Annotated in this window: 15 protein-coding genes; 1 reads left to right on the forward strand and 14 read right to left on the reverse strand. The window is 41.2% G+C overall.

The window, feature by feature from the left end:
• Positions 1 to 25: 25 nt before the first annotated feature.
• The 12 genes from coaD to EJF25_RS01780 form a co-directional block, all read right to left on the reverse strand.
• On the reverse strand, positions 26 to 484 hold the full coding sequence (gene coaD, locus EJF25_RS01725; protein ID WP_125039755.1) for a pantetheine-phosphate adenylyltransferase: 459 nt from the start codon (positions 482 to 484) through the stop codon (positions 26 to 28).
• On the reverse strand, positions 481 to 2361 hold the full coding sequence (locus EJF25_RS01730; protein ID WP_125039756.1) for a DNA topoisomerase IV subunit B: 1881 nt from the start codon (positions 2359 to 2361) through the stop codon (positions 481 to 483). The genes coaD and EJF25_RS01730 overlap by 4 nt, the downstream gene beginning before the upstream one ends.
• Positions 2362 to 2445: 84 nt before the next feature.
• Positions 2446 to 3585 (reverse strand): N-acetyltransferase, encoded by a 1140-nt coding sequence (locus EJF25_RS01735; protein WP_125039757.1) that lies wholly within the window; start codon positions 3583 to 3585, stop codon positions 2446 to 2448.
• Positions 3586 to 3734: 149 nt separating this feature from the next.
• Positions 3735 to 4625, reverse strand: coding sequence for an AraC family transcriptional regulator (locus EJF25_RS01740; protein ID WP_125039758.1), 891 nt, complete (start codon positions 4623 to 4625; stop codon positions 3735 to 3737).
• Between the two features lie 148 nt (positions 4626 to 4773).
• Positions 4774 to 6057, reverse strand: a complete 1284-nt coding sequence (locus tag EJF25_RS01745) for a glycoside hydrolase 5 family protein (RefSeq protein ID WP_370685685.1) — start codon at positions 6055 to 6057, stop codon at positions 4774 to 4776.
• 6 nt (positions 6058 to 6063) lie between these two features.
• Positions 6064 to 7593, reverse strand: a complete 1530-nt coding sequence (locus EJF25_RS01750) for a glycoside hydrolase family 28 protein (protein ID WP_235016674.1) — start codon at positions 7591 to 7593, stop codon at positions 6064 to 6066.
• A gap of 18 nt (positions 7594 to 7611) precedes the next feature.
• A complete protein-coding gene (locus tag EJF25_RS01755; RefSeq protein ID WP_125039760.1) occupies positions 7612 to 9591 on the reverse strand; it encodes a glycoside hydrolase family 97 protein in 1980 nt (659 codons plus the stop codon).
• A gap of 188 nt (positions 9592 to 9779) precedes the next feature.
• A complete protein-coding gene (locus tag EJF25_RS01760; protein WP_235016675.1) occupies positions 9780 to 10856 on the reverse strand; it encodes a glycoside hydrolase family 26 protein in 1077 nt (358 codons plus the stop codon).
• A gap of 41 nt (positions 10857 to 10897) precedes the next feature.
• Positions 10898 to 12079: a glycoside hydrolase family 130 protein gene (locus EJF25_RS01765; RefSeq protein ID WP_125039762.1), complete on the reverse strand. Its 1182-nt coding sequence runs from the start codon at positions 12077 to 12079 to the stop codon at positions 10898 to 10900.
• A gap of 233 nt (positions 12080 to 12312) precedes the next feature.
• On the reverse strand, positions 12313 to 13548 hold the full coding sequence (locus EJF25_RS01770) for a glycan-binding surface protein (RefSeq protein ID WP_125039763.1): 1236 nt from the start codon (positions 13546 to 13548) through the stop codon (positions 12313 to 12315).
• Between the two features lie 34 nt (positions 13549 to 13582).
• Positions 13583 to 15328, reverse strand: a complete 1746-nt coding sequence (locus tag EJF25_RS01775) for a RagB/SusD family nutrient uptake outer membrane protein (protein WP_125039764.1) — start codon at positions 15326 to 15328, stop codon at positions 13583 to 13585.
• A gap of 21 nt (positions 15329 to 15349) precedes the next feature.
• Entirely contained in the window at positions 15350 to 18556 is a 3207-nt protein-coding gene (locus tag EJF25_RS01780; protein WP_125039765.1) for a SusC/RagA family TonB-linked outer membrane protein, read from the reverse strand.
• Between the two features lie 390 nt (positions 18557 to 18946).
• Here EJF25_RS01780 and EJF25_RS01785 point away from each other — a divergent pair, with 390 nt between their 5' ends.
• Positions 18947 to 20461, forward strand: a complete 1515-nt coding sequence (locus tag EJF25_RS01785; RefSeq protein WP_125039766.1) for a glycoside hydrolase family 28 protein — start codon at positions 18947 to 18949, stop codon at positions 20459 to 20461.
• 91 nt (positions 20462 to 20552) lie between these two features.
• On the opposite strand, the gene EJF25_RS01790 is transcribed toward EJF25_RS01785, so the two are convergent.
• Positions 20553 to 21746, reverse strand: a complete 1194-nt coding sequence (locus EJF25_RS01790; protein WP_125039767.1) for an AGE family epimerase/isomerase — start codon at positions 21744 to 21746, stop codon at positions 20553 to 20555.
• Entirely contained in the window at positions 21739 to 23121 is a 1383-nt protein-coding gene (locus EJF25_RS01795; protein ID WP_125039768.1) for an MFS transporter, read from the reverse strand. The genes EJF25_RS01790 and EJF25_RS01795 overlap by 8 nt, the downstream gene beginning before the upstream one ends.
• Between the last annotated feature and the right edge of the window lie 4 nt (positions 23122 to 23125).

Below are 23125 nucleotides of genomic sequence, written 5' to 3' on the forward strand. Positions count from 1 at the left end.
GTTTATGAATCTCTGTCAGGAGGTGTTAATCATTCATTTTCATTCCTTTAGGGATGAACTGACTGATATCTTTGTTGTAAGTTAGCAATTCGCGTACGATCGTTGAGCTGACACATGTCAATTCCGGTTCTGTGAAGAGTAGAATTGTTTCGATGCCTGCCAGTTTACGGTTAATATCTGCGATGGTTTCTTCGTACTCAAAATCTTTCACTGTACGGATGCCGCGGATAATAAATTTCGCGTCTACTTGCTGGGCAAAGTCAATAGTCAGACAATTGTATGACATAACCTTGATATGTGGATTATCTTTATATAGTTCCCGGATCATCTCCTCTCTTTTCTCGATAGGAAAATACGTATTTTTGTTTTCGTTGATACCAATTCCTATCACAATCTCGTCCATAAAGGTAAGTGCACGTTCTACTACCGAATAATGTCCGATGGTGAAAGGGTCGAAAGTACCCGGGAATATTGCTTTTCTCATGATGCCAAGTCTTCTTCTATAACTAAGTTGTCTATAATAAAGTTCTGCCGTTCCATTGTATTTTTACCCATATAGAATTCAAGCAACTCTTTTACAGCATCTGTCTTGCGTAATGTTACTTGTTCCAAACGCATATCTTTGCCAATAAAATGCTTGAACTCGTCCGGTGAAATCTCTCCCAGTCCTTTAAATCGGGTGATTTCCGGATTGGGACTAAGTTCATTGATAGCATTGATACGTTCTTCTTCACTGTAGCAATAAATTGTTTTCTTTTTATTACGTACGCGGAAAAGCGGTGTTTGCAAAATGTATACGTGCCCCTTCTTGATGAGATCGGGGAAGAATTGCAGGAAGAAGGTAATCAGCAAAAGGCGAATGTGCATACCGTCCACATCGGCATCGGTTGCCACAATCACTTTGTTGTAGCGTAATCCTTCTATTCCTTCTTCAATATTTAAAGCTGCCTGAAGCAGGTTGAATTCCTCGTTTTCGTAAACTACCTTTTTAGTTAGCCCGAAGGAATTTAATGGTTTACCACGGAGGCTGAATACTGCCTGGGTATTGACATCACGACTTTTCGTGATGGAACCACTTGCTGAGTCTCCCTCGGTGATAAAGATGCAAGAGTCCTCTTCCAAGCCTTTGCCTTTCGGGTCATTCAGGTGGATACGGCAGTCACGTAATTTGCGATTATGCAGATTGGCTTTTTTGGCACGTTCGCGTGCTAACTTCGTTACTCCTGCAATGGCTTTACGTTCCTTCTCCGACTCTTGGATTTTTTGGTACATGACGTCCGCAATATCCGAATTTTTATGCAGATAGTTGTCTACTTCCTGCTTAATAAAATCACCTATATATTTATTGACTGTTATACCACCGGGTGCCATATTAGTAGAGCCTAACTTGGTCTTAGTCTGACTTTCGAAAATAGGTTCTTCCACATTTACGGCAATAGCGGCTACCAAACCGTTACGTATGTCCGTATAGTCTAAGTTCTTATTATAAAACTCCTTAATCGTGCGGGCAATGTGTTCTTTGAAAGCACTCTGGTGTGTGCCTCCTTGAGTGGTATGTTGTCCATTAACAAATGAATAATATTCTTCTCCATACTGTCCGGTATGCGTGAAGGCGATTTCTATATCTTCTCCTTTCAAATGGATGATAGGATAGAGTCCCGTAGCTGTCATGTTATCATTCAATAAATCTACCAGACCATTGCGTGATAAGATGCGATGACCGTTATAGATAATGGCAAGCCCGGTATTGAGATACGTGTAGTTGCGCAACATTGTTTCAATAAACTCTGGTTTGAAACAATAATTCACGAACAAAGTGTTGTCCGGTTCAAAGAAAATATAGGTTCCGTTTTCCTCTTCCGTATCTGTTGTCTTGTCTGTCAGTAGTTCTCCTTTGGAGAAAGTAGCGATACGTACTTTACCGTCTCGATAGCTTCGTACTTCGAACTGCGAACTCAGTGCATTGACAGCTTTCACTCCGACACCATTTAGTCCGACACTTTTTTTAAATGCTTTACTATCATATTTACCGCCTGTGTTCAACATACTGACAGCTTCTATCAGTTTTCCTTGCGGAATGCCACGACCATAGTCACGAACACTGAGACGGAGATTCTCTTCAACAGTAATTTCGATCTTCTTTCCTGCTTGCATTTTGAACTCGTCAATACTGTTGTCAATTACCTCTTTCAGAAGGACATAGATTCCGTCTTCGGCATGTGCACCATCGCCCAGCCTACCGATATACATACCGGGGCGTGTACGCACGTGTTCCATGTCGCTTAAGTGTCGGATATTGTCGTCTGTGTACTCTACTGTTGCATTGTTATTGTCTACAGATATCAATTCGTTCTCTTCCATAATGTTTAAATGAAAAATGGGGAATGAAGAATGAAGAATTGCCATACGGCATAAAAGCGCAGCCTAATTCTTCATTCTTCATTCTCAATTATTAATTTCCTTGATGAATGCGCGGCGGCGCTTATGTTGCTTAGTTTCAAAGTAATCCCACTGTGCCTGAACTTTTCCGTTCATTTCCAGTTCGGGGTTGCTTTCCGCAAAGATAAAACCTAATTTTTGATAAACCGGAATTAAATCGGAAAATAACAAAGCATTAACACCTTTATTCTGATATTCAGGTTTTACTGCAACAAGTAGCAGATCGAGCATTTTAGCACGACGTTTCATGAATAATGCCTTCAAAAGATAGAACCATCCGAGAGGCAACAGGCGTCCATGTGATTTCTGCAAAGCTTCGGATAGAGAAGGCATTGAGATACCTACACAAACTAATTGGTCGTCGGCATCGGTGATCAGCGTAACCATTCGTAAGTCTACGATAGGCAGGTACATTTTCACGTACTGATTGATTTGCCGTTGCGACAACGGTGAATATCCGTAAAGCGGACTGTAAGCTTCGTTCATCAGTTCGAAGATTTGCTGTCCATACTCTTTGGCTATCTTTCGTGAAGAGGTATATTTCTTGATTTTGAGATTATATTTACGTTGGATCAGGTCGGAGATTCGTTTGTGCTTTTCAGGAATAGCATCGGGGATGTATATTTTATACTCTACCCAGTCAGCATCCTTGCCGAATCCCAATTTTTCCATGTGTTCCGGATAATAGGGGTGGTTATAGATAGTAGCCATGGTGCTAAGCTGGTCAAAACCTTCAATAAGCATTCCTTCTGCATCGAAGTCGGTGAATCCCAGCGGACCTACGATATGTGTCATTCCCCGTTCTTTTCCCCATTCTTCTACGGTTTTGATCAATGCGGATGAAATTTCAAGATCATCGAGGAAGTCGATCCACCCGAAACGGACATTCTTGCATCCCCATTTTTCGTTGGCGCGATTATTGATAATAGCGGCTACGCGCCCCACAATTTCATTATCTCTGTACGCCAGGAAATAATCTGCTTCACAAAATTCGAATGCTGCATTTTTCTTTTTGTTGAATGTGTTGAGCATATCGTCGTAAAGGTCGGGCACAGAATAAGGGTTTTCTTTGTAAAGTTTGTAATTGAAACGAATGAATTTTTTCAATTCTCTCTTCGTTGAAACTTTCTTAATTGTAATAGCCATATCTCGTATTTATGATTGAGGAAGCAAAGATACGTGATAATCTTTAATATTCATCGTTCAGGGACTCAAAATCCAAAGCGATGGCTTCAATTTGCGGTCCCTGATCTGTTTATGTTACTGTGATTTACGACAATAAAGCTATTTGTTTGTCAGACAATTGTCTTTTTTTTGCAATACATCTCCCGGAATTCGTGAGGTGTCCTACCTTTCTTCTTTTTGAAAATACGATTGAAGTTTGATATGTTATTATAACCGCATTCAAAGCAAATTTCTGCTACTGTCTTGTTGGAGTCGATCAACATACGGGTAACCATACCGATTCGTATGTCAATCAGATATTCTGTAAAACTTCTTCCTGTATGCTGACTGAAGAACCGACTGAAAGCTCCTTCACTCATATTGGCTAGTTCGGCTACTTCGCGGAGAGTAAGATCGCGCATATAGTTTTTCTTTATGTAGTCGTCTACCAATCGAATACGCCGGCTTAGTACATTGGTGTCTGCATTGGCAAAGCAGGAACTGGACAGTGTGCGGGTATCTGTAGCTAAAGACATTTCGTAGAGTAGCGAAAGGAAAGTGATTACTGAATAGAACCCTTTCTCCTCGCATGTCAGGGAATTGATTAACGAACGTATCTTCAGTATGGAAGATAAAGAGAAACATAATCCTTTATTCCCGTTTTTGAGCATATTGTTAATACTGGAAAACTGGTCTTTACCCAATAACTTGTCAGATAACCAGTCACCGGAAAATTGAATGGTTACTTCGCGGATGTTACCCGGAACCAAATGATGGTTACGCCATCCATGTTCCAGATTTTCATTGGAGATCATTACGAGCTCATAATCTCCGATTTCTTCGATCGAATCACCAACAACTCTTTCTGCTCCTTTTGCATTCTCTATATAGTTAATTTCAAACTCCTTATGTGTGTGAATCGGATAATTAAAATCCGCTTTCTTTCTCTCTATCACATAAAGGCAATCACTCTCGGAGAGAGGTGTGATTTCATGTAATACAGTGTTTTTAGGTGTTGTCATAGTTTGCTATTTTATTTAATGCCTAAAAATAAGATTTTAATTTTAGCTTCACAACAAAAATATAGGGGAAAATGCAGCAGAGTGGTATAAAAACAGTTTCGAAGGCTCCTGTTTTCTATACCACTCTGCTATGGTTACCCCGGCTATTTTATTTTTTCAATAATTGGGTGTACTTCTTAATGATTTTTATCGTCGATTCGTCTTGGGAGAAGACAGAGTTAAGCCCTTGTTCTTCTTGTGCCGGATCTCCTGTATAGTCATCACCGGATTTCCAGAATACATGTTCTGCTACAGGTTTAGCAAAACCTCCCCAACTCCAGAAGTTACATCCGGCAAAGCGCCCGTTGTTTTCCATATTCTCGTGGATGTAGGCGAATACTGCTTTATAATAACCGTCACGACTCTTTGTAGGACTACCCGGTACGAAACTTAATCCGTCACGAGGAAATCCGAACTCTTCCAGTACAATCGGCTTATTGTATTTTTGGGCGATGGTAGTATGCTCGTCGATATATGCTTTCGTATTTGTGATTGCTGTCTGTAAATTTGTTTCGAGAGTCTCTTCGTTCACCCATCCCCAGTTTTTGGGCCAGATATGAATAGTCATGTAGTCTATGTTAGGGTCCGAATGAATCGTTTCATATAAATTCAAATCTCCTTCACATCCGGCTTTTCCTTCACTGCCGGTAGATACCAGGTGATTTTTGTCCAATGATTTGATTTGTGCGGCAATATCTGACATCCATTTGGCAAATGCTTCCTTGTTGGCATCGCTGAAAGCCCGGGGCTCGTTACCGATCTGCCAGGACATAATAGTGGGATCGTCCGTATATTTATGTCCTGTATAACGGTTGGTACGTGTCAGTATATCATTTACATAGCTTGAAAACAAGGCTTGTGCTTTCTTATTTTGAGCATATTGTTGTACATAAGTGGTGAAAGTATTCCATCCATCGATAGAAGGGATAGGGGCTTTTCCTGCGTCTGCCCATTCCAGGTATTGAGAATAACCTCCGGACCATTCCCATGAGTTATTTAAATAAAGTACGGCATACATTTGTCGTTTCGCCATCTCTTTCAGAAGAAAATCCAGACCGTCGAGTATTTCGTCATTATAAACTCCCGGCTCTTTCTGTAAGGTGGGTTGAATGCGTGAGGGGATACCATCTGCTCCGTCACCGCCTACTAGTATACGGAGGTTGTTGATACCATTCTCTTTCATGAAATCCAGTTCGCGTATCAGGCGCTCTCTGTCGCCGCCTTCTCCTTGCGAACCCAATATTGCGCCATACCAGAAGTTTGTTCCGACGTAACTGTAAGGTTTATCTCCGATGTAGAAATTGCCGTCCTTAACAGATACAAAAGGCTGATCGCTGTGGCAGGAGCAGATGATGAAAAATAAACAGATGAGGCTTATAACTTTTTTCATTATATTTTATTACTTGTTGATATGATTCTCTAGGTTGGTACATCCTTTTGCTATCACTAATGGAGCGGAAGGATTAGCCGGAGAAGGAGAGGCCGTAACGCGGTCGATGGAAAGGGTATTCACATCAATTGCTTCCACCGGTGCGGTGAAATAAGGTTGCGTGATATTATCTCCCCATGACATGGTACCGTTGCTGAGGCGGATGTTCTTTGCATTCTCTACGTAGAAGATCGGAGTATTGGAAGCGTAGAACTCTTTCTCAGGGACACTTGTCGGTCGTAAGTCGATATTACCTCCACCAATCTGGTCCAGTTGACTTTGTTTCAACTGGAAATCGAAATTAGTAAAGTCAATGTTCTCTACCGTACATTCCGGAGCTGCATAGATATAAACGGAGTTTTCCGAGTTACAGGTTATATTGCTGAAATGAACGTTGCGGATCGCTCCGGGAATCGTATCACGTCCGCGGATGGCTGAGATTTTGATAGGTTCTCCATTACCCCACCAGTCACCTGTATGCAAACGGGTTTCAATGTTCAGGTTGGTAAAGTTGATGTTCTCAATACCTGCATAATCGCGGATATTAATATTGATACCACAGTTGGAATCGAAAATGGTAATATTACTGAAATTGTAATTGGACATTACGTTCTGGTCCCAACCTCCGATACGAATCGCGCTTGATCTGGAACGTAAGATACAATTGGAGATGTTGATGTTTTTAGAGGGACGTGTGATACGTTGGAAACCCGGATCACCGAAGTGCCAATCATAACCGGCCAATACAATTGCATCGTCTCCACAAGAGAAATAACAATCGGATACATTGACGTTGCTGCATGAGATAATATCCAATCCGTCACTGTTCGGAATGACAAGGTTATTGTCTATTTTCAGGTTGCGAACGGTGATGCGGTCACAATGTACGATGACAAAACACCAGTAAGGTGAGTCAATACAAGTAAAGTCACTCAACTCTACATTGGTACAGTTGCTAAATACAATCATCTGATGGAAACGGTCTTTGGGATATAAAGGTCCGTCACCGATTCCACTATTGACTTTACGTAGATTCTTTCCCTGACGTACATAGTCCAATACACTGCCCGAAATAACTTTGGCACTGTCCGGATACATAAATTTCATTCCTTGTCCAAAGATTGTTCCTTTGCCTGTGATGGATACATTGTCTGCTTTTTCTGTGTAAAAAACTCCTGCAAGTTCTGTGTTGTGACGTTGATATTGGGTTAAGTCGGTAGTAGCAATCAGGCGTGCACCGGTTTCAAAACGGAACTCGATGTTGGAATGTAGGTTTAAAGTGCCTACCAGATAATCGCCTTTAGGGAGAAGAACGACTCCTCCGCCTGCTTTGGAACAGTCGTCGATAGCCGACTGGATAGGTGCTGTGGTCAATGTCTGACCATCGCTTTTTGCTCCATAATCCAGTACATTGAATTCACTTTTCGTACTTGAACTGCATCCCATAAACATCAGTAATGAGAGCATTGTTAGAATATGAGTAAGTTGAATATTTTTCATGGGTTGTTTTTTATTGTTTTATTTTTCGGGGTAAATATGAATAGCAGCACCTCCACTGTTGGCCAGTTGAAGTTCAATAGTGCTCTTCTTATCTATTTTCATAGTCCGTTTTACCAGATTATTGGGGTTGCTGTCTGTATCGTTTGCATCGCTATAGATTTCGGCTATGTAATTTCCATCGCTGAGGAAGTCGGTTTTGAAAGAAACCGAACGTTCTTTGCTATTGTTGATGGCTCCCACATACCAGTCGCTTCCGTGTCTGCGTGCTACAGTAACGTATTCCATTACAGAGGCCGATGGTACTATTGTCTCATCCCAAGTAGTAGGCACTTTCTGTATAAATTCAAATCCCGGTTGTCCTTCATAAGCCATTGGTGAGTCGCAGACCATACCCAAGTAACATTCCAATACTACATACATACCTAGCATATGGCAACGTGTGCTAGTCACCAAAGGATTGGTGTATTGAATGCGGAACTTATCTTTTGGTACAGCATGAAATCCTCCCAAGTGATAATCTGTAACACCCGCTAATAGACGGGTAAATGGAATGGCAATATCCAAATCCGCTCCCATGTCCTTTGACCATTTGTAACATTCATAATTGCGAGTACCTTCACGTGCAAATTCGTTCGGATAGGTGCGGTTCAAACCGGAAGGTTTGCTGGAACCATGGAACTGAACGAATATTTTGTGTTCGGCAGCTTTTTTCAATATATCTTCCTGAATACAGATCATTTCCTGATCATCACGATCCATGAAATCTACCATCATACCTCTGACACCCCATTTTTCAAATTGAGTCAGTGCCTCTTCCAGTCTGTTGTAGAGTGGTTTCCAGTTTACCCACATATGTAGCCCTACTCCTTTGCTTGCTGCGTACTTGGCGATAGTATCCATATCCAGTGATTTCACAGGTTTCATAACATTGGCCGTTTCGCTTGGAAACTCAAAACTCATGTTTTCATCTTCATACCAGGGTTGTTCTGCATAACCGTAGATAGAATGAAAGTCCAGTCCGGCACGTGCAACGAAATCAATGTAGTATTGATTGGTATAGAAGTTATTTCCGGGTAAGAAGAAACTATCCGGAACTACGTTTCCATTCCACCAAGAGAAAGTTGTCTTTCCGGGTTTAATCCAGGAAGTGTCTTTGATGGCGCATGGATCGTTCAGATTGGTCAGTATATTAGAAGAAATGAGTGCTCCTACTTCCTTACCGATCATCATGACACGCCATGGAGACTGATGAGGAAGTTCTGCCTTTACTTTGATCTGTTGCTGACCGGGTAATGGAGATAATTTTCCACGTAGTGAACCTTGTTCATTCATCAGATACATACCGGCATAGTTGCGGATAGCAGCTTCGGTAATAGCCATATATACATCCTCATAATGATATAAAGTCGGCATCTCCATTAACTGATTGGCGGGGATATCCGAATATTTCATTTGAGAATAGAATCCTTCGTGAGAAGTAGTGTATGATTTCAGGAACATGGTCAGTACATCCGGATTGTTGGCTAAATCGAAAGTGGTCAGCTCGTCATACATGATATAAGATGCCCATTGATCCTGTTTGGGAAATACATAACGGAACGCTGCTCCATCGTTGAATACGCGAACTACTACGTTCACTTGGCGGTTAGGAGCTTTCGTTTCTTTCAATGGAATGACAGCTTCCTGAAACGCATCTTCCACATGAGAACTTTTTCCAGCGATGAGATCATATTTCTCTATGCCGGAACGTTGGGTGGTTCGTCCTAAAGTTACGTTCTCTCCAAATGTTCCGTTATCAAATTCGAAACCAAGTGCTCCGTCTTTTACTAATTGGGTGTTTTTGTAGTATACGCTATAAGAGGGGAGTGCATTCTTATTGACTTGCACCGTAAAGCGGATGTTGCCATCCGGTGACTTGACAGTGATACTCTTTTGTGCTTGGATTGATCCGTAAGTGCAAAGTAAAAGAGTGAATAGGAATATAATCTTTTTCATCATAATAGTATTTCGTTGTTTAACTCGTCTTTTGCAAGTATTCCGTAACTTACATTGGTGCAGGCAGAAACCTGTTTTTGTCTGGCTTACTGGATATATAGGCTCAGCGTCGTGTATCTATATATTCAGCGTGGTGGGCATATATATCCACCACGCTGGGTATATATATCTAGGAAACGTATTCCTAAAGGCTAGTTGTTTATATCCTGATTCATCAAGAAACGTGGTTGAGAAACCATCTTTTTAAAATCTTCTGCCGACTCATGTCCTTTGTAAGGCAAGTAGAAGTGTCCCGGTTTATCAGGTTCCCAAGCATTGCGCCAGAATAATATCCATGAGATTTTATACGGTTCTAATAATGGAGCAATGACTTTCGTAAAATAATCAGCCTGTTTGATTCCTTCCCATCCGGTTTCGGATACTGTAGGGATTTTGCCCGCTTTTGCTGCATATTTTGTCACAATATCCATATTGTGCTTCATGTCTCGGCAGTAGTTTTGAATAGCTGCTTCATCATCACCGAATTGATAAATGTCGAAACCGACAATATCTACGTATTCATCTCCCGGATAACGCTCTAAATAAGCTGCTTCATCCGTACAACTGGAAGGAGAATAGGCAAAAAGAAGGTGATTTACGCCGGCTTTACGGAAGTGGTCTACTGTCATACGCCACATGGCAATATAATCTTCGGGGGTACTCTGTTCAGCTCCCCACCAGAACCAGGAACTGTTGTGCTCATGATATAAGCGGAAAACTACTGGAATGTATTCCCCATTTTTATCTTTCAGAGTGTTGAAGAATGCAGCCAGTCGGTCGAGCCACTGGATGAATTCATCGTGTTTAGGTTGTCCCGGAAGAACGGAATGAACAACGTCATTACCTTTGCAATCCCATGTGGAACCGCCTGTGATAATGTTGTCACCGTGCCAACTCATCGTGTTGATACCACCGCGTGCATCCGTTTCAATAATGCCTTCACGCATTTTGTCAAAGTATACAGAATCCAGACTTCTGTCTGCTCCCAGTTCCAAATGCCCAATTTCCCATCCGGTTACAGCCGGATAATCGCCTGTAACTTCTTTCACGTCTGAGGCTCCGGGATTATAGTTTTGATGTCCGTAAGCCAGATCATCCTGATGTCCCATCATAACACCTTTATCCATTAGTTGGAACAGGCGGTTGTATAGAGAAACGGCACGTTCCGTTGCTTGAGGATCGGAAGGCTTTTTATTACTTTCCTGTGTCCCGTCACAACTTATGTTCATAAATGCCGAACATATCATAATTAATACAATCGATTTTTTCATTATTTGTTTTTGTTATAGGCTTCGTTTTTGTCAATAAGCTGGCATAAGGTTTCTACAGAAGTAGCACTTCTAAGACCATCCGGAGAAGTGTTGAAACAGTAATCCAACAAACGGTCGATCGATGAAACTGCTACGTGCATACGTGTATCACAGGAAGCGTAATAGATGTAAACTGTTCCGTCTTCATCTGCAATCCAGCCATTAGAGAAAAGAACATTAGAAACGTCGCCAACTCGTTCTTCTCCTATAGGAGCCAGTAGATGACCGGCAGGTTCGGCAATTACTTTATCCGGATGTTCCAAATCGGTCACATACAAATATAAAACGTAACGCAGTCCGGCTGCACACATACGTACTCCATGTGCCAGGTGGAGCCATCCTCTCGATGTTTTGATCGGATGAGGTCCTTCACCGTTTTTAAGTTCCTTAATGGTGTGGTAGTGACGGAAATTGATAATGTTTTCCTGATCCATTTTAGCATGAGTGATATCATCTACTAATGCCCAACCGATTCCTCCACCATTGCCAGCATCAATAAAGCTATCCTGCGGACGGGTGTAAAAGGCATATTTTCCGTTTACAAACTCCGGATGCAGTACTACGTTCCGTTGCTGACTTTTGCTGATTAAGTCAGGTAATCGCTCCCAATCAACCAGATTCTTGGTACGTGCAATTCCCGCAGCTGCAACAGCAGAAGACAAGTCACCTTTCGGAGCATTTTTGTCTTTGCGCTCGGTACAGAACACACCGTAGATCCATCCGTCTTCATGATTGGTCAAACGCATATCATAGACGTTCACATCAGGCTCTATGGTTTCAGGTAAACGGATCGGATATTTCCAGAAGCGGAAGTGGTCGATACCATTCGGACTTTCTGCTACCGAAAAGAACGATTTGCGGTCGTTACCTTCTACACGTGCTACCATTAAATACTTCCCGTTCCATTTGATTGCACCGGCATTGAAAACTCCATTGATACCAAAGCGTTCCATAAAGTATGGATTGCTTTTCGGAGATAAGTCGTATCTCCATTCAATAGGAGTATGTGCGGCGGTTAAAACAGGATATTTATAACGCTCGAAAATTCCATTACCCGGTAATATCGGTTCATTAGGACGCTCCATTAGAGCTTCATATTCTTCAGTAACCTGTTCGAGGCGCTGATTAAATACATTTACCATTTCTATCTCTTTTTATATTAAAAAACTTAGTTCTTTAACCAGGTTCTTCATTGCTACTCAAAGAGTCCTTGTAATATATTCTTTAGATACAGATAGCGCGGATTTATTGTATAAGGTACGCGTCGTCCGCGTTATCTGCGTCTTAAATATAAGCTGATAATCGTCTTTGCTTTGAGTATACACTGGCGGAAATAATCTGCCAGTGTATACTTCTCTTTGAGAGTCTATGAATATTATTCTACTGTTATTTTCTTGACGAAACGCAAGTTCCAGAAGTAGAACTCCATATCACCTGCAAGCTCACGGTTCATAGCCATTTTCAGGTTATTGAACTCGTCTTGATTAACATACGGTTGTTTGGCGATCTTTAAACTTGTTTTATTTCCGTCTTTGCCGCGGAATACATCCGTCACCTCTAAGGCAACAGTTTGCCATTTTCCCATTGTATTCAGAGAAACTCCGTTGTTGGTAGAAGCCGGATCCCAGTCATATATCAGACCATCTCCTTCAAGATCCGAATTTCCTATTTTTATATATCTTGCCAATGGTACTTCTGTCGGATTGAGTATCTCCATTTTTACGTAGTAGTCTTCAGGATTAGCTAATAAGTCTGCTGCCGTATCATCCAGCCAGAAGTGAGTGATCATAATATTATCATATTGCCAAGCTCCTGAATATGACTTTTTCAACATCACATACCATTTAAATAGCGGAGCTGCCGGATCAGAATCTTCCTTAACTTCCACAATACCTGTAGCCCACCATCCGTTTATCCAGGTTCTGCTATCATTAGTCAGGATAGGAATTCCCTTTTCTCTGAATGGGATTTTTGCAGGTGAATCCAGTTCCGGTGTCGAAATTGAGAGATAAGATGTTTCTTCTGTAGAAGTACCTTCGGGAACTTCAATGCTGAATCCGTTTTGAGAGCAATTGAATATTCTGATATCCTGATTGTTGAATTTAACGGTAGCACTGATGGAATCAATCTTATATAAGTCAAAATCACTTCCCAATACTTGTACGGTATCACCATCGGCTGCAAAATCATTCGAAAATCCTTTGATCTTCAATTCCGGCAGTGTGACAGTTAAAGGTGTTGTTATTTCTCCTAAGGATGTTTTGATAGTCAGCGTATTGGTTACTGTGCCGGGCAATACACGTGGAACAACTAATTCCAGACGATGACGTTTGGCATATACCTGTGAAAGGTCCAGGCTGATATCATTGATGCGTACTTCAGTTACCCGTGCAAGGTTGTCACCAAAAATGGCTATCGATTGATTAAGAGAAGCAACGCTGATAGCTGTGGTCGTATCTGATGAGGCTGTGATTTTACGTACAACGGGTGCTCCGTTAGCTCCCATGTCAGGATCCCATCCTTCATCCATATTCACTACATCGCTACAACTGATGGCAGTAAGTGTTGTGAATAAGGCAAAAACTGTATATTTCAAATATGTAATTTTCATAATTGCGCTTTATTAAATCTATTCATTAAGTTCATTAACTCCAACCCGGATTATTCTCTGTAATCGAGGTATTAGAATCTATTTCACTGGAAGGTATCGGGAATAAACGGTGTTTCTCCGAACGGATTTTATTTACTCCCATTTCATCCTGTCCGCCGATAGCGTTCATTACGTCTACATAGATTCCCCAACGAATCAAGTCCCAACGGCGATCTCCTTCAAAAGCAAACTCGATTGAACGTTCTTTCAATACGCAGGATCTGAAGTCTACTATATCGGCAACATTACCTTCTCCGGTCAGAGAGAGTGGAGTTGCCTTGCTACGTTCACGAACCTCGTTTAATACTCCTAATGCGATACCATCGTCAGTTCCGTGTACTTCAGCGTAAGCTTCTGCATAAATCAGGAAGATATCCGCAAGGCGTAACAGAGGATAGAATGCATCCCCGTGCGTAGTGGTACGGTCCGAACGATCGAGATATTTGGTTGTATATGCCAGATAATAAAGGTCAAACTGTTTGGATAGATAGGTCCAATCATCATTGTACGGTGCTTCTTTGTTTTCTACCTTCTTACGGTATTCTTCCGTATTCGGATAGAATGCTCCCAACTTATTGGTAACTTCATAAGTCCATCCTCTTTTCCATCTGTGCAGGATACCTTCTTTCACGCGTAAGTCTTTGCTTTCGACCATCTTGTACCAGTGGTCACGCTGACCGTGCCATAAACCGTCGGCAATGTAGCCACTACCGTCTTCGATACCACAGAAATGATAAGAATAATACTCACAATAGCGAGTGTCCGAAGCAGATGGTTGAAGCGACCACAGGAATTCGGAACCATTGCTGTTAGCACGTTTCCACAAATCGCTGTAAGTCTGTATCAATGAATAGTCACCATATTCTTTATCCATTACCTGCTGTGCTTTTTTATACGCTTTAGTATAATATTCTTGTGCATCAAACGCATCGTATCCGGGTAGTTGGTGAGTAGTGAAGTTTATTTTCTGAGGTTCTGTATAGGCTTTGCCTTCTCCTTCACCGCTCCAAGGTTTGCCACCATATACCCAAAGTTGAGTACCATTAGGCATAGCTCCCGAGGCCATTGTTGCATATACTTTTGCCAATAAACCTGCGGCAGTACCTGCTGTCACATGTCCTTTCACGTAGTCGGCATCTGTGTTTTTGTAACACTCTGTCTCCGCATCTTCCAATAACTCGATAATATAAGCATAAACATCTTTAACTTCACTACGTGGCACGTTGCGGTCTCCTGTTTCACTCATTGATTCTTTTCGCAAAGGGATAGGACCATATGCTCTTACCAATTGGAAATAAGTCCATGCCTTTAGGAATTTAAGCTCGCCATTAATGGCTGTTTTTAACCGTTGACTCACTTTCGTCATGCTGTTTACTTTATATAGAGAGTAGTTGCATCGGTGAATCATTGCATAGCCATCTTCCCATAATGCATTGACCATGCTATTATTTTGGAAGTTACCTGCTCCATAAGTACCGAATGCCCAACTAGGTCCGGTCAGATAGTCACTATCATATTCCCAAATCAGAGGGAAGTTGTTACTGTTGAACATTGTAAGCAATTTGCTATATGAGCCGGTCAGCCATTGGTTGGCACCTTTATCAGAATCTTCGATATCATCCGGTTGGATAAAGTCATAAGACTCTTCTTTCAGCCAGTCCTCACATGAGGTCATTCCCGCCATTAATGAGATACCCATTGCAGCGGCCATGATAATATTATATATTTTTCTTGTTTTCATTGTACATTCCAGGTCTTTAAATTAGAAACTCATTTTTACGCCAAAAGAAAAAGTACGGCTACTTGGATAAGAGAACAAATCGACTCCTTGGCGAGATACGTCGCTACCGAAAGCATTCACATCCGGATCATACCAGCTATATTTGGTGATAGTGAAGAGGTTGGATGCGCTGGCATAAACGTTGATAGAATTAATTCCCTTCCAGTTTTTCGGGAAGAAAGTATAACCTAAGCTAACATTCTTCAAACGCAGGTATGAACCATCTTCAATATATCTGTCTGTGAATTTCCATTCGCGAGTATATCCGTCGGCAACAGCTTTTGGCCATTTTGCTCCTTCAGTATGTCCTTCTCTCCAACGAGTGTCATATTGCTCTCTGGTGATGTTGGAGATACCTGTCATAGAAGCACTGGTGTTGTTTGCAATGGTGTTGGCATTTACAATGTCGTTACCGTACGTACCTTGCAGGAAGAAACTAAATGTGAAATTCTTGTATTGCAAAGTATTGGTCAAACCATAAATGAAGTCAGGATTTGTATCTCCGATTACACGTTTATCTGCGTCGGTTATCTGACCGTCTTTGTTGTAGTCGCGGTATTTGATTTCTCCGATCATGCTTTTTGCTTCACCTTCTGACACATTAGCATAACGGGGATCTGCCCGAACTTCTGCCAGATTATCATAGAAGCCGTCTTCAACAAAACCTACTACTGTACCGATAGGACATCCGTTGCGCATAACAAATACGTTTTTGATGCTGTTTACGAATTGGCTTGCATATTGGTCACCTGTCAATCCACCGATACGGTTACGGTTGAATGAGATATTTGCATCAATTTCCCAATTCAGATCTTTGTGTACTGTAGGATGGAATACTCCTGTGATTTCAAGACCTTTATTGATAACATGACCAATGTTAGTTGCCATCTGTGTATAGCCTGAATTGGTTTCGATATTCACTTTTTGAAGCAAATCATTTGTACGTTTATAGTATGCGTCAATTGTCAAATTGACTCTTCCTTTAGCAAAAGACATATCCAGGCCAAGGTCTACCTGATCAGTAGTTTCCCATTTCAAGTTCTTATTGATCGGACCTTTCCAGGTTTGTTCAGCATATCCGGAAGACAAAGAACCGTTGAATACATAACCTGCGACAGACATTGCCGGAAGAGTTGCATAAGTATCGATACCTTGATTACCTGTCTGACCATAGCTCAGACGTAGTTTCAAATCATCAAATATATTCAACTTTTCAATCCAAGGTTCTGCGGATAGACGCCAGGCTAATGCTCCTGATAAGAAGTGTGCATATTTGTTGCCTTCGACAAAAACACTTGAACCGTCTGCACGATAAGATACAGTGGCCATATATTTGCTTTTGTACGAATAGTTCAGACGAGCCAGATTAGACTGCATCCGTTTCTTTCCACGTCCGGAAGATAAGGGGTAAACTTTACCTCCTGCACTCATATCCCACATCATAGTCAAGTCGCTTGGGAAGTCATAAGCAGACATTCTGTTGTATTTCCAATTTGACTCTTCGAAGGTGATACCCGCCAATGCGCTGAGGTCATGATCTTTTCCGAAAGTATGATTGTAAGTCAATAAAGTTTCACTCGTGACACCTTCTGACCAGCCTGTTCCTTGTGCGCCAACGCCATTGGTAGGTTCATATCCTTGACGTGTCAGTCGGTTATAATACATGTTACGGTCGTTGCCGGAATAACTGAAACCCAAGTTCTCACGTAGTTTTAAACCTTTCAAGAGAGTTGCCTCGAAATAAGAAGATAGATACACATTATTTGCACGATATTCGTCGAAAGCTTCACGTACATATACATACGGGTTGGCTGCAAGCCAATTCAACTCATTGTTGTCTTTGGTATTGATGCTGGCATCATAGGTTGGAGGGAATACCAAAGCTGAATAAATCACACCATCACCGCCCGAAGTACTTGAATTGATAAAGTTGGTTAGTGCATTTGTGTAGTTTACATTTAATCCGGCTTCCAACCAGTTTGTTACTTTGCGCCATAAGTTAGAGCGGACAGCAAAACGCTTGTAGTCAGAACCAACAATTGTACCTGTCTGTTTGCTATAGTTCAATGACATCATGTATCCACCTTTTTCATTACCACCGTCCATACTTAAGTTGTATTCTTGAGTAACTCCTGTCTGGAAGATAGCGTCCTGCCAATCGGTTGAACCGACATTATAAGTATTGCCATACTGGTCTGTGTAAACTCCCGGACGGCGGAAATCTTCCGGTGCCGGAGAATACTTACCTGTATTGGTAAGGATATTACCAGATGCATCTGTACTATAATACCATTCTCCACGATAAGGCAATTGTCCCTGAGAATTCGAGTTCAGTACCTGCTCATTCATATATTGAGCATAAGTAACAGGATCCAGTACATCCATTTTGTGTGCTATGTTTGAGAAGCTGAAATTAGAAGAGAAGGTGATATTGTTTTTACCCTCTTTTCCACGTTTAGTAGTAATAAGCACAACTCCATTAGCACCACGTGAACCATAGATAGCCGTAGAAGAAGCATCTTTCAGAACTTCGATAGACTCAATATCATTAGGGTTGATATTAGCCAATGGGTTAGACCCTGAACCGGTACCGCTGATACCAGTGTCGGGAGCAGTACTACCACCACTATAAGGAAGTCCGTCTATTACGTATAGTGGTTGTGTGCTGGTACTGAAAGAGTTTGCACCACGTACCTGAATAGTTATTCCTCCACCGGGAGCACCGTCATTCTGCTTTACTTGCATACCTGCGATTCTTCCTTGAAGAGCGCCGTTGATACTTAGTGCCGGGTTACCTTTCAGAATATCATCAGCTTTTATTTGGCTGACTGATCCTGTCAAGTCCCGCTTCTTCATCGTGCCATATCCTACCACCACCACATCGTTCAACTGATTGACATCGTCCGCCAATTTCACATCTAGGTGAGTTTGTGAGTTGATTTCAACTGTTTTGGGCGTCTTACCTATGTAAGAGAAGATCACCTTGTCCCCTTTTTGTACTTCAATACTGTAGTTGCCGTCAAAATCAGTAGTTGTTCCTTTCTGGGTACCTTCTACCCGGATAGTCGCTCCAATCATAGGAGAGTTGTCGCCTGCATCAATCACTTTTCCGGTGAGATGGAAAGATTGAGCCAAAACCAAGCTTGTATAGAACAAGCAACAAATAAGAATTAATCCGATTCTTTTCATGGTTTTTTTAAATGTATTAATTATATTAAGGTATGTATGTATCTCTCGTGTATTATAGTAAATGAATAAATCATTTCTTCTCTCTCATCTGTGGCAAAGTTACGATATTCAGTGTTATCGAAAGCATACTATAATAGCATTATATTGTATTATTATGACCTTGTTGTTTGAGCCGCTAAAGTATCATAATTTAGCTATATATTCCAAATAATCAGTGTTAAAGGTGTCTTTTTAGTTATCTTTGCCCAAAAGATAAAATAATAATAAAGTATAGTTAGTATCAAGATATAGCATTTTAATATTACTTTTATTACTATGCTTCTTCTAACTTTGCACTTGATAGTTTTTGTCTGCTTGATTGATATTAACCATAAATAAATATACCATCTTATGAAACGATTGACATTATTATTACTTCTTTGCTATGTGGGGATTATACAGGCTTTGGCATCTGTATTTAATGTGACTGAATATGGAGCAAGTGGCAATGGGAAGCAGTTGGATACGCGTTCTATACAGCAAGCCATTGATAAATGCTATGAAGCTGGAGGTGGGCGTGTATATGTACCTGCCGGAACGTATTTAGTTGGTACCTTGAATTTACGCTCTAACGTAGAGTTCTTTCTGGAAACGGGAGCTACTTTAAAAGCGACTACCGATCTTACTCAATATCAACGCCATAATTCGGAATTGGCGGGCGTCTTTTATACTGAAAAGGCGAATAATGTATCTATAATCGGTAATGGTTGTATTGACGGTGACGGGATGAGCTTTATGGAACCGGGAAAAGAGAAAATCATTGGTGATCAGGAACGGTTACAAACTCGTCAGGGACTGGATTTCCGGAAAGTGAAAGGTAAACAGGGTGACGGTCCGTTGTATCCGAAAGACAGATATCATCAAATGATTGTTTTCAGTGAATGTACAGACATTACACTGAAGGATTTTAAATGTGTGGATTCCCCGTATTGGTGTTTTGTGATTGTACATTGTGAGGGAGTTAAAATACAAGGGTTATACATTAATAATAATCTGATGATTCCTAACAGTGATGGTATAGATATTATTTCGTGTAGTGACGTTACGGTATCCGATTGTCGTATTTATGCCGGTGATGATGCAATTGTGGTGGCAGGATACGGTTGGCACCATGGGGATCCCGGTTTTAAGAATATCCTGAAACCATCTAGGAATGTGAATGTTAGTAACTGTGTCTTGCAGTCCCGTTCCAGTGGTATTCGTATTGGCGGACATGATCAGAATCCGATGTCTAATTATAACTTCAGTAATATTACGATCTTTGATTCTAATCGTGGTATTAATATCTCTGTCAGTGACTCTTGCTCTTTGGAGAATGTGACTTTTGATAATATCCGTATCGAAACCCGCTTGCATACGGGTGACTGGTGGGGCCAGGGTGAACCTATTAATATTACAGCGATGGTTCTTGTTCCGGAGAAACAGAAAATTGGTGTCATCCGTAATTTGTTCTTTAATAATATAACTTGTGTCGGCGAGAATTCTATTGTAATGATCGCTGATAAACAGACGCAATTACAAAATATTTATTTCAATAATTTCGATTTTATATTGCGTAAAAGTGCGATTGAGGATGTTGCCGGAGGAAATTATGATTTGCGGCTTAACGTGAATCCTAAACGTACTCTTTATGCAACCGATATTCCGGTATTCTATATAGAGAATGCCAGCAATGTGTATTTCAATCAGGGAAATATTGGTTGGGATGGAGCGGATATGCCTTATCATACATATGCTATCGATGCGATTGATGTAACCGGTTTGAGGATTAGTAATACTACGGCTACGGCTTCTCCGGCACATCCGACATTTCCGGCATTGCGTACTCGCAATTGCAAACAGGTAATAAACAATATAATTAAATAGGTAAATATAGGTAGGTTTTCAGGATAACTAGTATGATAACGCCCGTCTTCGCTGCTGCGAAAACGGGCGTTTAATTATTAACCTTTTTTGATTATTTGACTCTTTCGATTATCTCCATGCACATGCGGCTGTTGTGGTAGGGACATTTCCAGAATCCGGCTTTGTCCTCTTTGCGATTGATGGTTCCGTCGGCTTGTATGCTCCAGAACCACTCGCCATGGTTGTAGTCAATTAGCTTTTCTTTGATGAATGTCCAGGTAGATAAGGCTTTATGCAAAGCATCTTCATGGTTCCAATGCTGGTAGATATTGAAGAAGCCGACAACGGCTTCAGCTTGTACCCACCAATGAAAGTCAGTATCCGTATGGTTTGTATCCAGATGTTTTTCGTAGATCATTCCTTGTCCGGGTAATAGACCTTCGGCAGCTGCTTCGGCAATTTTATATACGATTGGCTCTGTTTTTGCAATCAATGATTGGTCGCCTGTGACTAAGGCTGCTTCATGTAACAGCCACGAAGCTTCTATGTCGTGACCATAAGAGACAATAGGATATTTGCTTTGCCAATCATCGTTGAAGAATAACTGTAGGTGGAATGTATCTTTATTTAATATTTTATCTGTAAACAAATTGATCAGATTTCTTAATTGCTGTTCGAGGTGTTCGTCTTTCCATACCCGGTAAAGGTTGGTATAAGGTTCCAATATATGCAAGTGAGTATTCATGGTTTTACGCTCGTTGGCGTCTTTCTCGCTGAGTCGCATATCGGCTATTTCTTTCCACTCGCGGGTTAAAGCTTCGCAGTATCCGTTTTTATTTTTATCAAAACTATGTTCTTCGATATCGTGGAAGAGTCGTGTGGCATAGTCTAATGCTTCGGAGTCTCCCGTAGCCCGATGGTATTCACTCAGGCCATAGATCGCAAAGCCGATTGCATAGATTTGCTTTTTCGTATCCAATGGTTTCCCGTCCTTGTCTAAAGACCAGTAGATTCCTCCGTAGTTACAGTCATAAAAGTGGTCTATTAAATAGCGTTTGGCTCTGGTGGCTGTTGCCAGATAATTGTCGTGTTGCAATAAACGGTATGCTGCGGAGAATGTCCATAATATACGGGCGTTCAACACAGCTCCTTTTTCTGCTTCAGGCATTAAAACTTCATTGCCTGTAATGCGTCCGTAGAAACCGCCATGATCTTCATCTGTCATTTGATTCATCCAGTAGGGGAGGATGTTCCCGGTCAGTTCCTTTTGGAACTCTTCTTTGATGGTAAATGCTATTTTATTCATATTGTTTTTCCTTTCTTTTTTCTTCCAGTTCGTTAGTAATTTCCTTCATTCGTTTCTCTGATAATGGGTACATACTGATGAAGATTACAGATAAGATTGTGCCCACAGCTGGTAACCAGCTTAGGAATAATTTTATTCCATGGATAGCTTCGACACTTTGTACCTCGTTGGCGCGAAAACCGAAATAAGATAGAAGCCATCCGGTAAGGGCACTACCTATGGCCCAACCGAATTTCTGGCTCATGGAGGAGGAAGAGAAGATTAAGCCTGTTGCACGATTCCCTGTTTTCAATTCAGAATAGTCTGCGCAGTCTGCGTACATCGACCATAGTAATGGGAATATGCTTCCTGCACAAATGCTGATAATGATTTGTAGTGTAAAAATCCATATCAAATCACCTTTGTTCAGCCAATAGAATAAGATAGAGAATACGGTTGCTATGACCATAGCACCCATATATGTTTTGTTCTTACCCAATCGGTTACTTACCGGAGCAGCTAATATAACACCGACAATATTAGCAGCCTGACCGACTGCCAGATAGAGTCCACTGAGAACAAAGGAGACACCGAATAAAGATATACTTTGGTAGTCTTCTTCTACAATGAAATACTTAAAATAATATACGGTAGCTCCGTCCCGGATTGAGTTGAATACCAATGCTGCAACTCCCGCTCCAAGAAGTATCCACCAAGGACGATTGTACAAAAGGTCTTTTAAGTCAGTTTTTAATGAACTTTGTTTGGTATTGATGGCTTTTACCCGTTCGCGTGTCCAGGCAAAACAACCATAGAATAATATGGCACACATGATGGCAATAACCACAACACTCATTGTCCAGCCATACTGTTCACTGTGTCCTATACTGAACCAGTTGGTCATAGGCATGAATAGTAGCAAAGCAATAAAACTGCCGATATAGGCAAATGCCATTCGATAAGTGGAAAGCGTATTTCTTTCTTTAGGGTCGGCACTCATGACTCCCAGCAACGAGGCATAAGGAACATTGATGGCTGAATAGATCATCATCATTAATGAATAAGTAACATAGGCATAAATTAACTTGCCGGTATCGCTGAAATCGGGAGTTATAAAAGTCAGAACTCCAATAAGTGCAAAGGGTATGGCGAGGAATAATAAGTAAGGTCGGAATTTCCCCCAACGCGAGTGTGTCCTATCCGCTACGATACCGACTAACGGATCGAATCCGGAATCCCATATTCGTGTAACCAGAAACATAGTTCCTACTATTGCAGCCGGTAACCCGAATACATCCGTATAGAATATCATCAGATAAGAACCGAACAATTTCCAGAACATAGACGATGCCATATCGCCAAAGCCATAACCTATTTTTTCTTTTAGTGTTATCATAATA

The sequence above is a fragment of the Bacteroides faecalis genome (genome assembly GCF_003865075.1).
Classification (GTDB): Bacteria; Bacteroidota; Bacteroidia; order Bacteroidales; family Bacteroidaceae; genus Bacteroides; species Bacteroides faecalis.

Bases quoted from the DNA above. Each gene is read 5' to 3' on its own strand.
- coaD (WP_125039755.1), bottom strand. From the start codon at position 484: ATGAGAAAAGCAATATTCCCGGGTACTTTCGACCCTTTCACCATCGGA.
- EJF25_RS01730 (WP_125039756.1), bottom strand. From the start codon at position 2,361: ATGGAAGAGAACGAATTGATATCTGTAGACAATAACAATGCAACAGTA.
- EJF25_RS01735 (WP_125039757.1), bottom strand. From the start codon at position 3,585: ATGGCTATTACAATTAAGAAAGTTTCAACGAAGAGAGAATTGAAAAAA.
- EJF25_RS01740 (WP_125039758.1), bottom strand. From the start codon at position 4,625: ATGACAACACCTAAAAACACTGTATTACATGAAATCACACCTCTCTCC.
- EJF25_RS01750 (WP_235016674.1), bottom strand. From the start codon at position 7,593: ATGAAAAATATTCAACTTACTCATATTCTAACAATGCTCTCATTACTG.
- EJF25_RS01755 (WP_125039760.1), bottom strand. From the start codon at position 9,591: ATGATGAAAAAGATTATATTCCTATTCACTCTTTTACTTTGCACTTAC.
- EJF25_RS01760 (WP_235016675.1), bottom strand. From the start codon at position 10,856: ATGAACATAAGTTGTGACGGGACACAGGAAAGTAATAAAAAGCCTTCC.
- EJF25_RS01765 (WP_125039762.1), bottom strand. From the start codon at position 12,079: ATGGTAAATGTATTTAATCAGCGCCTCGAACAGGTTACTGAAGAATAT.
- EJF25_RS01770 (WP_125039763.1), bottom strand. From the start codon at position 13,548: ATGAAAATTACATATTTGAAATATACAGTTTTTGCCTTATTCACAACA.
- EJF25_RS01775 (WP_125039764.1), bottom strand. From the start codon at position 15,328: ATGAAAACAAGAAAAATATATAATATTATCATGGCCGCTGCAATGGGT.
- EJF25_RS01780 (WP_125039765.1), bottom strand. From the start codon at position 18,556: ATGAAAAGAATCGGATTAATTCTTATTTGTTGCTTGTTCTATACAAGC.
- EJF25_RS01785 (WP_125039766.1), top strand. From the start codon at position 18,947: ATGAAACGATTGACATTATTATTACTTCTTTGCTATGTGGGGATTATA.
- EJF25_RS01790 (WP_125039767.1), bottom strand. From the start codon at position 21,746: ATGAATAAAATAGCATTTACCATCAAAGAAGAGTTCCAAAAGGAACTG.
- EJF25_RS01795 (WP_125039768.1), bottom strand. From the start codon at position 23,121: ATGATAACACTAAAAGAAAAAATAGGTTATGGCTTTGGCGATATGGCA.